Here is a 13251-nt window from a genome sequence, read left to right as displayed (position 1 = left end):
TAGTTAGCCCTTTTTTATGTTATAAAAGGGAATGGGATAGGAAATGGTTGCAAGTATGATTAGTCCGTTAAAAAGAAAGGTGTTGTATGCTTTGTTAAATTCCAATGTCGAGCAACAATATAATAAACTGAATGCATTCCATCCTCTTATGAACTATAACGGAACGAAGAAAGTAAAAAATGTAATCTTACTAATCGGCGATGGAATGGGTTTTTCCTATACAACTGGTCTTCGCTACTTCAACCATGATTCTCAAAAAGGATTAATGAACCCCACAATATTTGACCAATGCTTTGTCGGTTCCCAATCTACCTATTCTTTAGATAGAGTAAGTAATATCACAGATTCTGCAGCAGCAGGGACGGCTTTATCGACGGGTTATAAAACTTATAATGGTGCCCTTGGTCTAAACCTTGATAAACAGGCTGTTCCAACTATTTTAGAATTAGCTAAATTTCGCGGCAAATCTACTGGACTCGTAGGAACAAGTCAGATTAATCACGCTACCCTGGCAGCGTTTGCCGCCCATATGGAATCTAGAGAACAGTATGATCAAATTGCTGATGATTATCTGGACGAACGTATCGAAGGGAATCATAAGATAGATGTGATGCTCGGGGGAGGAACTTCATATTTCATACGAAATGACCGAAATTTAATAGAAGAGTTTGTTCAAAATCATTTTGGTTATGTAACCAATTTTCAAGAGCTTGTCACGAATAAAAATGAGCAAGTGATAGGCTTATTTGCACCGATTGAATTGCCGAAAAAGATTGACCGAGATCCTACTGTTCCTTCACTTTCCCAAATGACGAAAGCCGCCCTTCAACGCTTAAAGCACAATCCAAAGGGTTTTTTTCTTTTAGTAGAAGGAAGTCAAATTGATTGGGCAGGGCATGACAATGATATCGTAGGGGTAATGAGTGAGGTTAAAGACTTTGAAGCAGCGTTTAAAGCAGGAATTCAGTTCGCAATCAATCGAGAGGATACGATTGTTGTGGCTACAGCTGATCACTCGACTGGCGGAATGAGCATTGATCGAAATGGTAACTATAAATGGAACCCCAGTGTCATTAAATCGATTACCTCAACACCGGCTGTCATTGCCAGACGATTGCACGAAACAAAAGAAATGACAACCTTAAAGAAGCACATCCCCTTTCCGCTTCATGAAGAGGACTTGAAAATCATTCAATTAACGTTAGAAATGGAAGAAGAGGATACAAGGCAAGCCCTAATTAATATCATCAACCACTATTCCAGTACGGGGTGGACAACAAAAGGACACACAGGTGAGGATGTTCCCATTTATGCTTATGGGCAAAATAGTCATTTGTTTAGGGGCAGAATGGAAAACAGTGATATTGCAAAGATTTTGTTTCAGATTATGGATTAACCAAATAATAGAATTAACCATTAATTTTGCGAGAGCGCCATTCCTTTAAGAAAGCGAACAGTAACTGCCACTGTTCGCCATTGTGGATGCGCTTTATTGTATTCTTTAACTAAAACTAAGTGGTCCCGCTGTTTTAGAAAAATCAACGGTGCATAGTCCACATTCCAATATCCTTAAAGCCAAGTCGCTTATATATTCTGCCAGCTTCTGGGTTATCATAAAACAGGCAAAGAGTTTTTCCTTCATTTAAGACATCTTGAACGACCTTTTGCATAATAGATGAGGCGAGTCCTTGCCGGCGGTACTCCTTCTTAGTGCAGACTCCTACAATCATTGCCGACATTGAATTTTCCGCTGCGGTTGAAACACAAGCAGTCATGACACCATTGTCCTCTGTAAAATAGGTTCTTGATGTATTAGCCTCCATTGACTGTACCAATACGTCGCGGGCATCACTTCTAACATGAAATTCCTCAATTGAATGGCGGAGTTCTATGATTTGATCGACATCCTCGATACTTGCCTTTTTATATACGACATCGTCGGGAGACAGGCATTCATCGGTACGGCATTCAGCAAAATAAGTCACTTGCTTCTTTCCAAGCTGTAACTCATCATAAGCTTCAAATTTCGCTACGATATCTGATTTTCCGGATAGGAGAATGGGCTGGCTGTACCTTTTCATAATGGATACAAAACCGTTTGTATCAAATTCTCCTTTTGCATATGGGATAAATGATTGATGGAACCTAAGAAGTACGGCATTAATCGTGTCCTGTTCATCAAACTCGGCCCAAAGTTCTTGTGACTCTGAAGAATACCCGAAGGCCTCAATATCCCCAATGATAAAAAGATTAATAGATGGTTCCTCACTTAAAAATGCGAGAACCTGGTGATGATCTTGGTCCGTAAGCTTTCTAATCATATCAATTTCTCCCCTTTTATATAAATCCATTAAGACTCTGTTTAACTACAATACAATAAAATATAACAAATTTGTATTTCTTTGTATAAATTATGGGATAAAAATATTAACTTAGTTGAATGATTTGCCGGAAAACAAAAAGAATATATCGATGTTGTAAAACAAGGGATACTGTCAAATAACAGTATCCCTTGTTTTTATATCGGATTAACTAATAAGGTCATTGGTAAAAAGCTGCATGGGTAAATTGTGAATGTTTCATTTCTCCACCAATGGTAATGAAAGAGTGGGTAAGCATCGCCCCATTTTCTTTTTTCTTTACTCCATTTAGCAGCATTCCATCGGTGATACCGGTTGCGACGAAGAAACAGTCATCTGTTTTGACAATCTCGTCTAAAGTTAACGGCTTTTCAGGATCCCTTATTCCCATATGAATACAACGATTCAATTCATTCTCATCTTGGGGAATGAGTTTTGCCTGGAAGTCCCCTCCGAGGCATTTTAACGCAGTGGCTGCAATGACTCCTTCTGGGGCACCACCCGTTCCGACTAATATATCCACATCAATTTCTTCGATAGCAGTTCCAATTGCGCCAGTAATATCAACATCGGAAAACAACTTCAAACGGGCACCAGCGGCAAGCACCTCATTCATTAACTCTTGATGACGCGGCCGATCCTGCATCATGACCGTTAAATTCTTAACTTCTTTTCCAAGTGCGATTGCTACAGCTTTCATGTTTTCCGTTAATGGTAATTCGATATTGATATACCCTTTTGCTTTCGGGCCGACTGCTATCTTTTTCATGTACATATCTGGGGCATGTAATAGGCTTCCTCGCTCAGCAACAGCAATAACGGCAAGTGAATTTTCTTGACCCTTCGACATGAGTGTTGTTCCTTCGACAGGGTCGACAGCGATATCAACAAGAGGACCATTTCCGGTTCCGAGCTTTTCATTAATGTATAGCATTGGGGCTTCATCCATTTCACCTTCACCGATGACAATACATCCTTGCATATCAATTAGGTTCATGCGGTTTCGCATCGCATTCGTGCCAGCCCCATCAGCCACGATTTTATCCCCCTTGCCGATCCATGGATAAGCGGCAATCGCTGCTTGTTGTGAGACTGCAAGAAAGTCCATCACTAAACCGAGAGAACAGGATCCACTTTTTGTTTGCATGGTATTTTCCTCCTCTTATTGGCTAATCCGTCTATTGGAACTAGATTAACAGCATGAACCGTTAAGTAGATATTCCTTTTCTTTCTCCATGATTTGATCAATTTTTCTGGCGGAATTACCGCCTTGGAAGGAAACGCTTAGATAGGCTGCAACTACTTTTTTGGCTAGCTCTTCTCCAATAACCTTTGCTCCGATGGTCATGATTTGGGCGTTGTTGCTAAGCTGAGCGCGTTCTGCTGAAAAAACATCATGGCATTGCGCCGAACGAATCCCTGGCACTTTATTGGCTGCGATCGACATACCGATCCCTGTTCCGCAAAAGAGAATCCCGCGTTCTAATTTGTTAACTGTTATGTCAGTTGCGACATTAAAAGCCACGGCAGGATAATCGAATTCATCTTCGGAATAACAGCCATAATCGATCACTTCATGCCCTAAGCTAGTAATATATAATTTTACTTCTTCTTTCATTTGAAAAGCATTGTGATCAGAACCAATTCCAATTTTCACAATTATCACTCCAATTAATTTAATTATCCATATTCTTTCATTTATTTTCGTTTATGTCAATAAATTTCTCTCCAAACGAAAATTAACGAAAATAAATAAATAATTTTTGTAATCGCTTCTTTTGAGTGTAATAGGAATATTATATGAAGAAAACATAAAAAATAGTTAGATAGTTGAATTATTACTCCGTTTATAGTTTTTTTCTTTCGTTTGTTTTCAAATAAAATAAATTTATGGAAAAACAATTGACAAAACAAAAACAAATGATAACATTCTAAATAGAGAAACAACTTGTTTGCTAAATGATTTTTGCAAGCGTTTGCTAAGGATTGAAAAATTCCGCAGCTAAAAGTAGTTCAATTTTATAAAAGGGGGAAATCGCAAATGACGATTAAGTTTGGTTGTCACGGATCAACATGGGTACTCGATTATGATGAAAAAGTGGACTGCTTAGATCATATGATGGATACGGTTAAGAAAGCTGGGTTCAAGGGGATTGACGTTCAGTATGCTTTATTGGGGAAATATAATGAAGCGCCTGAGAAACTAAAAGAGAAACTTGATAGTCTGGATCTTGAGTTGGCAGCCATCACCTTACCATTCAGCTGGGAAAGTGACACAGAATCCGAAGAAGAGAAACAACGGGCTGATTATTATATTAACTATTTAAAACACTTCCCAAATTCAAAATTAAACCTACCTGTACGAGTTGGTCCAAATCGCGACAATCTATTAAAAAGACAACGAGAGATTATTAGTTGCGTGAATGCCGTTAGTAAACGTGCTGTTGAAAACGGCGTCGTTGCAGTATTCCATCCACATTCTCCAGCAACTTCTTATTTTAGAACGGAAAGCGATTATAATCTTCTATTTGAAGAATTAGATACAAGATATGTAGCTTATACACCTGATGTTGGCCATATTGCAGCAGGTGGAATGGATCCAGTCGAAGTAGTTAAAAAGTATTTACCAATTATCAAACATGTTCATTTTAAAGATTGCTCGAAAAGTTTCGAGTGGAAAAAGATGGGTACAGGTGATATTGATTTCCCTGCGATTGTCCAATCGTTAGTTGATTATGGCTATGATGGCTGGATTATGGTCGAGGAAGAAACAGAAGAAACGAAAACAAATGCTGATCAATGTATCTATGATATTAGTAAATATGTAGATGAAAAATTAAAGCCTATTATTAACGGAGTAAGAATTTAATGAGTAACCGAATCATACCATCGCTGCTCGTCACTGAAGTGTTTTTCCCGGTAAAAGATGAAAAGGGTTTCGCCGCGAGTGTAGTAGAAAATTTGGGGTCCCAAGGCTTTTACCGTTCGTTTGAAATCGGGCATGGGTATGACCAAGAGGATCGAAAAAGAATTTTACAAGCAAAAGAACAAAATAACTTATCGATCCTGCAGTGGTTAACATTCTTAACGTATCAGACGGATCTAAATGTATCCTCACTAGATACTAGTTTAAGAGAAAAAACCGTTAAACAGATTAAAGAAAGCTTATATTTGGCAGCGGAGTGTGGAGTTTCTACGGTTGCATTTGTCCCTGGTCCTGATCCAGGTGTTTCGTTCCGCAAGCAGGGACTAGAGGCTTTTTATGAAAGTCTATGTGAGATCTGCGAGGAAGCGGCCACGTTTAATATGCATGTATCGATAGAAGCGATGGATCGCGAAGTGCATAAAAAGCGAGTATTAGGTCTCACAAGTGAAGCCGTTCCAATCATTTCGAAGGTGAAGGAAAAATATTCGAATGTTGGTCTCGTCTTTGATACAGCACATGTGGCACTTAACGGTGAAGATATTTTTAAATCATTAGAATTAGCAAAATCAACAATGGACCGTCTGCATTTTGCGAATGTGGTCTTAGATCCAGAGAGCCCTTTATATGGTGATAACCATATGCCAATCGGCGAACCAGGCTTTTTAACAATCGAAAAGATGTCTCGTATTTTGCAAAAAGCTGATGAGCTTGGCATCCGGTCTGAAAAAGGTTTACCTGTAGCAGTTGAGGTACAAGGTAGAGACAAGAATGATTATTTTGCAAATGAGAGAACGATTAGAGCTGCTCTAGAAAGTGCGATGCATCTAGTCGGAAGTAAATAAGCTCCTGTTTGTTCATAGCAAGTTAAATTTTTATATGACTATCCATTTCTTCCTAAATAAGATTTGGATAGATTTTTAAGCATCCATGAAAGCGCTATCTGGAAAATTTAAAGAAACAATAAAAAAATTAGGTATAGGAGGAATAATATGAAAACAGAACAAGCGCTTCAGACGGATTTTCCGGTCAAGACAGCGAAAACGAAGAAGAATTTCCGTTGGACCGTCGTTATTTGGCTATTAATCGGTGGGATCATTAACTATCTAGACCGAACAAACCTCTCGATTGCAGCCCCTGCGATGATTAAGGAATTGGATTTAAATATGACGCATATTGGACTTTTAGGTACTATTTTTTCCTGGACGTACGCTTGTATGCAGCTTCCTTCCGGCTGGTTAATTGATAAATTCGGAGCGAAGCGAATTTATTCGATTGCTGTTCTTTGGTGGAGTATTGCAACCGCTTTAACCGGTGCATGTAACAAGATGCTCACCTTAATTGGAGCGAGGTTCTTGCTTGGGGTCGGAGAAGCACCATGTATGCCTTCTAATGCTAAGATTACTTCTCAATGGTTCCCTAAGAGTGAACGAGGACTAGCAACAGGGTTTTGGGATGCATCCTCAAAAGTTGGTCCGGCCATCGCTCCTCCTATTCTTGTTGCGATTCAGGTAGCGTTTGGATGGCGTGCACTATTCTTCATTACTGGTGCTATTGGTATTGTCTTTATCCTTTTATTTATGAAATTCTACAAAACACCGGATCAAAGTAAGCTCCTTTCCAAAGAAGAATATGACTATATTAAGGCTGAAGGCGGCGCAAGCACCGATACTGTGGAATCTACCAATATTAAATGGAGAGAGCTATTTAAGTATAGAAGCGTTTGGGGGATGATCCTTGGTTTCTTCTGTACGATTTGGATCTGGAATATTTTCCTTACATTCTTGCCCTTATATCTATTAAACACACAAAATATTTCTTTTAAAGAACTTGGTTTTTATGCAGCGATTCCTTATCTAGGCGGGATTGTAGGTAACTTAGGCGGCGGTTACATCACAAAGGCATTAGCGGATAAGAAAATTTGCTCTCCGATTAACGCGAAACGTGGTCTGATTGCGGTGAGTGCGCTTCTAGCTGCTGCTTTTGTCATCCTTCTTCCATTTGTACATGGATTAGCGATTACAATTACCTTGATGACGTTAGCACTTTGTGTTGTTTCCGCGATTACTGGCAGCGCTTGGGCGTTGTCTGGTGACGTAGCACCTCCGGCTATGGTTGGATCTGTCGGTGCAATCCAAAACTTCGGCGGTTACTTTGGCGGGGCATTTGCACCATTAGTAACTGGTATTATTTTAGATACAACAGGTTCTTATTCCTTAGCATTTATTTCTGGCGGTGTCATTGCTGGGTTTGCTGCCTTCTTCTATTGGTTTATTGTAAAAGAACCAATTAAACCAGCTAAAGAAGCATAAAAAATAAGAGGGCTGCAAATTGTAGCCCTCTTATTTTTTATCATGAAATGGTTGAATTTTGTCGAAAAGAGAGGGAAAATTTTATCTATTTTTAATAAAATGAAAATTGACACAATAAAACATGAGAGTTATGATTATAAATGAAAATAAATAAAAATAAACGAAAATATATTGAGCTTTGTTTTTAATAGAAAGGGGAGTTTAGTTTGAAGAAAATTATTAACCAACCCGAACGCGTAGTAGAAGAAACCATCGAAGGCTTCTTAGCTGCTTATAAAAGCACGTATCAAAAAGTTGAAAATGTAAACGGAATCATTCGTCGAAATCGTAAAGATAAGGTGGCGATCGTGACTGGCGGCGGCAGCGGCCACGAGCCTTTGTTCTTAGGGTTAATTGGGGAAGGACTTGCTGATGGTGTCACACTGGGGAATGTTTTTGCAGCACCGCCGCCAACGAATGTGTTTGAAGTAGCTAAAGTGGTGGATTCCGGTAAGGGTGTTCTCTTTATCTACGGAAATTATTCTGGTGATGTTTTAAACTTCGGTATGGCAGAAGAATTACTAGAAATGGAAGATATTCAAACGAAAACCGTCCTCGTTACCGATGACGTGGCATCTGCTCCTGTAGAACGAAAAGGAGATCGCAGAGGAATTGCCGGCGATATTTTCGTCGTCAAGATTGCGGGTGCAGCGGCAGAAAAAGGACTGTCATTAGAAGAAGTCACCCAAGTAACCCAAAAAGCAAATGATCAAACATTCTCAATTGGTGTTGCCTTAGCTCCTGGATCCATTCCCGGTGCGACTGAGCCTCCATACACACTTGGTGATGATGAAATTGAGGTTGGCATGGGCATCCACGGGGAACCAGGAATGGAACGTAGAAAAATGATGCCTGCTGACGAGTTAACCGATAAGTTGATGGAGAAATTGTTAGCGGAAAGCAATATTGTACCTGGTGAAGAAGTGGCGGTACTAGTGAATGGCCTTGGGTCCACGACATTAATGGAACTATTAATCGTTAACCGCAGAGTAGCGCAAATTTTAGAAGAAAAAGAGATAGTCGCTTATGACATGGATGTTAATAGCTATTGTACAACACAAGAAATGGCTGGATTTTCGATTACTTTACTGAAGTTAGATGATGAATTAAAAGATTTATATAATGCACCAGCTGATTCACCGTATTACAAAAAAGGATTGGTACCTACAAGTATTGGAGGGAGCGTTTATGCCAAATAGTATCCAAGAAGTGAAGTTGACTGCCGCACAAGTAAAGGAAATGTTCCTATATGTTGGCGAACAAGTCCGCGAGAATAAGCCGTTCTTAACGAAAATTGATAGCGCTATCGGTGATGGAGATCACGGGATTGGCATGTCGGTTGGTTTTACCAAAGCAGAAGAAAACTTAAACCTAAAAGAGTTTACGACGATCAATGAGGTCTTTAAAACGATTGGGATGTCAATGATTGCGAACATGGGCGGAGCGTCTGGTGTTATTTTTGGCACATTGTTTACTGGTGGTGTTAAGGGGCTTGTTCAACAGGAGGAATTGACCTTGTCGTTATTGGCACAAATTCTTGAAGGCTCAGTAAAATCTATTAAGGAACGCGGGAAGGCAGAATTAGGAGATAAAACGATGATTGATGCACTTGAGCCTGCCGCCCGTGGAATCAAACAAAGTGTCGAAGCAAATCAAAGTTTACTAGAAGGGCTTGTCGCCGCTGAGAAATGTGCAGCCATCGGCGTAGAGAAGTCGAAGGAATATGTCGCGAAGTTTGGTAGAGCAAAGTCGCTTGGAGAACGAGCAATCGGCCACCAAGATGCTGGGGCAACGACTGTCTGGATCATGTTTAAATCCATGAGAGAATGGGTCGAGAAAGCTGCAGCTCAACAATAAAGAAGATTTGTGATCATTTAAATGAACAGGAGGAAAATGTAATGACAACCAAAAAAATTCAGGGAATTATCCCGCCAGTATCGATCATTTTTAATGAACAAGGAGAACTTGATAAAAAGGGAATGGCAACCGTTATTGATTTTTTAATAGATTCAGGTGTGGATGGATTGTTCTTTCTTGGTACGGGTGGCGAGTTTTCACAAATGTCAGTGGAGGAACGTAAGGAAGTAGCTTCGTTTACAACGGAATATGTGAACGGCAGGGTACCTGTCTTAATTGGTACGGGCAGTACGAATACACGTGAAGTCGTTCTGCTCAGCCAACATGCGGAATCAGTAGGAGCAGATGCGGTTGTGGTCATCAACCCTTACTATTGGTCTTTGACCGAGGAAAATTTATTTGCTCATTATAGTGAGATTGCCAACTCTGTTCACTTGCCAATTCTACTTTACAATTTCCCTACTATGTCAGGACAGGATTTGAGTCCGGAATTCGTCCTTAAATTGGTGGATAAACATGATAATATCGTCGGAATTAAGGAAACAGTTGAAAACGTTTCACATATTCGCGATATGATTTTAACTGTTAAAGGCAAACATCCTGATTTTGTCGTTTTCGCCGGTTTTGATGATCATTTATTCCCAACATTGAGTCTAGGGGGAGACGGTGCCATTAGCGCCTCTGTCAATTTCGCTCCTGAACTAGGGATTGGTGTGTACAAGGCATTCCAAGAGAAGCGTTTTGATGAAGCAGTAGAATTACATAAACGCATCGCTCTTATGCCGACTATGTACAAACTAGATTCACCTTTTGTCAGTGTCGTAAAAGAAGCCATGAAATTGAGGGGACTGGACATTTCCACAAACGTTCTTGCACCAGCTCGTCCGTTAAGTGCTGATAAGATTGAGAAACTTAAAAAGATTCTTGTTCAAGCTGACTTGTTAGAAAGTGCGGCAGTCAAATAATTTTTAAACGAAAAGATCTCCACCGTGAGGTCTTTTTTACAAGGGTTCGATAAACAAATATCAAGGAAGGTGCACAATATATGCCCAAAACAAGAAGGATGTCGCGGATTTTTTCGAATGATGGAAAATCGATTACGCTGGCGTTGGATGGATATTATTTTTCTAGTAAAACGGCGGGAATTGATCAAACGATTGCTCTGTTGCCAAAGCTGATTGATAACGGACTTAATGCTGTAATTGTTACATACGGAATGGCGAAACTGTATGCTGAGTCCTTTACTGACATAGGCTTGATTGTGCGTGCTGACGTCTCTACTAGTGTATTTGATGCACAGATTCCTCAAACCACCGACCTTCTCTCAGTTGAAGACGCACTAAAGCTTGGGGCAGATAGTGTTATTTCGATGACTTTCCCTGGCGGGGATGGAGAAGCGGCCTCACATAAAATGGCCTGGGATCTTGCTAAATCGGCGGATCAATGGAATGTCCCGTATATGTGTGAAACGTTACCGTACAGCTACCATGTGACAAGTCCGGAATCCAATCAAATAGATAAGATTGCGGCAGCGGCACGGATTGGGACAGAACTAGGCGCGGATATTATTAAAACACGACTGACGGGTGTTCAAGAAGATGTGAGAATTATTGAAGCGGCCAAGCGTCCGGTTCTTGTATTAGGGGGGCCAAAAACGGATAACATCCTTGATTACTTTACATATGTGAAGCATTGCATGGATGTGGGGGCTAAAGGTGTGGCCGTTGGCCGGAATATTACATTAGATGAAAATCCTATTGGTGTCGTGGCTGGGTTAAATAAGATCATTCACCAAAATGGGACAGCAGATGAAGCTTACCAAATCTATCAATCTAGCTTTGCCTTGCTGCGAGCTTAAGGTTTAATAGCTAGATTCGATTTAGCAGATCATGAGGCTGCATGAGGAAAAATCATTTGAAAACCAATCGGTAAAGGAGAAATGTAAAATGAGTACACGGTTTATTCCATCCCTGCTTGTACCTGAAATATATTTTCCGATGCAACAAGAAAAAGGTTTTACGGTCAAATTGCTTGAACAAATGGCTGCTGAAGGATTCTATCGTTCATTTGAAATTGCAGATGGACAAGATCAACAGGAGCGTAAGAGCATCTTGGCCTTAAAGAAACAATATAACTTCCAGCTGACACAATGGTTAACTTTTTTAATAGATAAAAATAACCTCGATGTTTCTTCTTTGGATTCACAATTGCGTTCAGAATCCGTTCGTCAGATTAAAGAAAATATTTACTTTGCGGCAGAATGCGGGGCTGGCAATATTGCTTTTGTCCCAGGACCAGACCCTGGTCCAGAACGACGACTAGAGGCAATGGAAGGATTTTATGAAGCCTTGTGCGATATTTGCGAGGAAGCCAGCAAATATAATATGAATGTTTTGGTCGAACATCTTGATCGTTTTGCCCATAAAAAACGTCTGATTGGACCGATGGTTGATACCGTCGAATTGCTTTCAAGTGTGGCAAAAAAATACAGCAATATTGGTTTAGCCTTTGATACAGCGCATGCTGCTTTAAATAAGGAAGACATTTCGGAGGCATTAGAACTAGCCAAAGCAAAGATCCACCAAATTCATTTTTCTAATGCAGTAGTCGATCCGAATAGTGAATTATATGGGGATTTCCATATGCCAATCGGGGAACCTGGGTTCTTAACGATTGAGAAGATAAGTGATATTTTACGTAAAGCTGACGAACTAAGTCTCCAATCCGAGCATGGTCTACGTGTTGCTGTTGAAGTGAGAGGAAAGGATAAAGAGAATTACCAAGCGAACGAAACAACGGTACGGTCAATTTTGGAAAAGGCATTAAGTTTAGTAGCTAGTAGATGATTGACTGAACAAGTGAGAGGGGGGTTATGATATGAATAAGATTTGGATAGGGACCAATTGGAAGATGACAAAGACAATCGCAGAAGGAATTGACTTCACGAAAGGACTCAGACAGATTTCAGAAGCGAACTCGTCGAACCTGCAATTATTTATTATTCCTTCCCATACATCGCTTGTGCCCATTAAGGAGCTAACGACTGGTACCGACATTTATTTGGGGGCACAAAACATGCATTGGGAAGATAGTGGTGCCTATACCGGTGAGATTTCGCCACGAATGTTAGCTGAAATTGGCATTGATATGATTGAACTTGGCCATTCGGAACGAAGGCAATATTTTAATGAAACGGATGCGGCGATCAATAAAAAAGTCCATGCCGCCTTAAGATATTCGATGAAACCACTGATTTGCATTGGCGAAAACATCAATCAGAAGAAACAGCAGATATCGAAAGAGACCTTGGCGGCACAACTGAAAGTTTGCTTGCAGGGCTTATCAAAGGAACAGGCCAAAGAGGTTCTGATTGCCTATGAACCTGTATGGGCAATTGGCGAGCAAGGAATCCCTGCCGATGCAGCCTACGTTGCCGACATCCATGACTTTCTTCGGGATACGTTGGAGGTGCTATTTGCGGAAGTGGGCAGCGAAATTCCGATTTTGTACGGTGGTAGTGTAAATCATGATAATTTTCTTGAATACATCGATTTAAAAAATGTGAATGGCCTCTTTATTGGCAGAGCAGCTTGGAATATTAATAGTTTCCAAGACATTCTACAGCAGCTTGAATCACATCTAGAAAGCAAAGCAAGTCAAGTCTTATGATCGAATCTCCTCTTTAGTAGAACCAAGAAGCGAAGCCTTCTCTCTCTACTTCGGAGGGGACTTTTTTTTCCTATTTTAGAGGTCGTTTTGT

General features: G+C 40.2%; 13 protein-coding genes. 10 read left to right on the top strand and 3 right to left on the bottom strand.

Going from position 1 to position 13251, the window contains the following annotated elements:
* Window positions 1-43: 43 nt before the first annotated feature.
* Window positions 44-1396 (top strand): alkaline phosphatase, encoded by a 1353-nt coding sequence (locus tag KW850_RS21640; protein ID WP_218349840.1) that lies wholly within the window; start codon window positions 44-46, stop codon window positions 1394-1396.
* A 142-nt stretch (window positions 1397-1538) separates the two neighbouring features.
* Here KW850_RS21640 and KW850_RS21635 read toward each other — a convergent pair whose 3' ends face one another.
* The 3 genes from KW850_RS21635 to rpiB form a co-directional block, all read right to left on the bottom strand.
* Window positions 1539-2321 carry a GNAT family N-acetyltransferase gene (locus KW850_RS21635; RefSeq protein ID WP_218349839.1) on the bottom strand — a complete coding sequence of 261 codons (783 nt, stop codon included), beginning with the start codon at window positions 2319-2321 and terminating at the stop codon, window positions 1539-1541.
* A gap of 220 nt (window positions 2322-2541) precedes the next feature.
* Window positions 2542-3507: a class II fructose-bisphosphatase gene (gene glpX, locus KW850_RS21630; RefSeq protein ID WP_218349838.1), complete on the bottom strand. Its 966-nt coding sequence runs from the start codon at window positions 3505-3507 to the stop codon at window positions 2542-2544.
* 45 nt (window positions 3508-3552) lie between these two features.
* Window positions 3553-4017 carry a ribose 5-phosphate isomerase B gene (gene rpiB, locus KW850_RS21625; RefSeq protein ID WP_218349837.1) on the bottom strand — a complete coding sequence of 155 codons (465 nt, stop codon included), beginning with the start codon at window positions 4015-4017 and terminating at the stop codon, window positions 3553-3555.
* Between the two features lie 384 nt (window positions 4018-4401).
* Here rpiB and KW850_RS21620 point away from each other — a divergent pair, with 384 nt between their 5' ends.
* From KW850_RS21620 to KW850_RS21580, 9 genes are all read left to right on the top strand, one after another.
* Complete coding sequence (locus tag KW850_RS21620) at window positions 4402-5229, top strand: sugar phosphate isomerase/epimerase family protein (RefSeq protein ID WP_218349836.1); 828 nt, start codon at window positions 4402-4404, stop codon at window positions 5227-5229.
* Window positions 5229-6128, top strand: coding sequence for a sugar phosphate isomerase/epimerase family protein (locus KW850_RS21615; protein WP_218349835.1), 900 nt, complete (start codon window positions 5229-5231; stop codon window positions 6126-6128). Before KW850_RS21620 ends, KW850_RS21615 begins: the two co-directional genes overlap by 1 nt.
* A 147-nt stretch (window positions 6129-6275) precedes the next feature.
* Complete coding sequence (locus tag KW850_RS21610; RefSeq protein ID WP_218349834.1) at window positions 6276-7595, top strand: MFS transporter; 1320 nt, start codon at window positions 6276-6278, stop codon at window positions 7593-7595.
* A 206-nt stretch (window positions 7596-7801) separates the two neighbouring features.
* Window positions 7802-8833, top strand: a complete 1032-nt coding sequence (locus KW850_RS21605; protein ID WP_218349833.1) for a dihydroxyacetone kinase subunit DhaK — start codon at window positions 7802-7804, stop codon at window positions 8831-8833.
* Window positions 8823-9491, top strand: coding sequence for a dihydroxyacetone kinase subunit DhaL (gene dhaL, locus KW850_RS21600; protein WP_218349832.1), 669 nt, complete (start codon window positions 8823-8825; stop codon window positions 9489-9491). The genes KW850_RS21605 and dhaL overlap by 11 nt, the downstream gene beginning before the upstream one ends.
* Window positions 9492-9532: 41 nt before the next feature.
* Window positions 9533-10456, top strand: coding sequence for a dihydrodipicolinate synthase family protein (locus KW850_RS21595; protein ID WP_218349831.1), 924 nt, complete (start codon window positions 9533-9535; stop codon window positions 10454-10456).
* Between the two features lie 80 nt (window positions 10457-10536).
* A complete protein-coding gene (locus tag KW850_RS21590; protein ID WP_218349830.1) occupies window positions 10537-11349 on the top strand; it encodes a class I fructose-bisphosphate aldolase in 813 nt (270 codons plus the stop codon).
* A gap of 88 nt (window positions 11350-11437) precedes the next feature.
* A complete protein-coding gene (locus tag KW850_RS21585) occupies window positions 11438-12337 on the top strand; it encodes a sugar phosphate isomerase/epimerase family protein (protein WP_218349829.1) in 900 nt (299 codons plus the stop codon).
* A 31-nt stretch (window positions 12338-12368) separates the two neighbouring features.
* On the top strand, window positions 12369-13160 hold the full coding sequence (locus tag KW850_RS21580) for a triose-phosphate isomerase (protein ID WP_218349828.1): 792 nt from the start codon (window positions 12369-12371) through the stop codon (window positions 13158-13160).
* Window positions 13161-13251 lie beyond the last annotated feature (91 nt).

Source organism: Bacillus sp. sid0103 (assembly GCF_019219025.1).
The sequence above is the reverse complement of the archived record's forward strand: the minus strand, read 5'-3'. Positions and strand labels throughout refer to the sequence as shown.

Bases quoted from the DNA above. Each gene is read 5' to 3' on its own strand.
- KW850_RS21635 (WP_218349839.1), bottom strand. From the start codon at position 2,321: ATGATTAGAAAGCTTACGGACCAAGATCATCACCAGGTTCTCGCATTT.
- KW850_RS21590 (WP_218349830.1), top strand. From the start codon at position 10,537: ATGCCCAAAACAAGAAGGATGTCGCGGATTTTTTCGAATGATGGAAAA.
- dhaL (WP_218349832.1), top strand. From the start codon at position 8,823: ATGCCAAATAGTATCCAAGAAGTGAAGTTGACTGCCGCACAAGTAAAG.
- KW850_RS21615 (WP_218349835.1), top strand. From the start codon at position 5,229: ATGAGTAACCGAATCATACCATCGCTGCTCGTCACTGAAGTGTTTTTC.
- KW850_RS21595 (WP_218349831.1), top strand. From the start codon at position 9,533: ATGACAACCAAAAAAATTCAGGGAATTATCCCGCCAGTATCGATCATT.
- KW850_RS21620 (WP_218349836.1), top strand. From the start codon at position 4,402: ATGACGATTAAGTTTGGTTGTCACGGATCAACATGGGTACTCGATTAT.
- glpX (WP_218349838.1), bottom strand. From the start codon at position 3,507: ATGCAAACAAAAAGTGGATCCTGTTCTCTCGGTTTAGTGATGGACTTT.
- KW850_RS21640 (WP_218349840.1), top strand. From the start codon at position 44: ATGGTTGCAAGTATGATTAGTCCGTTAAAAAGAAAGGTGTTGTATGCT.
- KW850_RS21585 (WP_218349829.1), top strand. From the start codon at position 11,438: ATGAGTACACGGTTTATTCCATCCCTGCTTGTACCTGAAATATATTTT.
- KW850_RS21580 (WP_218349828.1), top strand. From the start codon at position 12,369: ATGAATAAGATTTGGATAGGGACCAATTGGAAGATGACAAAGACAATC.
- KW850_RS21610 (WP_218349834.1), top strand. From the start codon at position 6,276: ATGAAAACAGAACAAGCGCTTCAGACGGATTTTCCGGTCAAGACAGCG.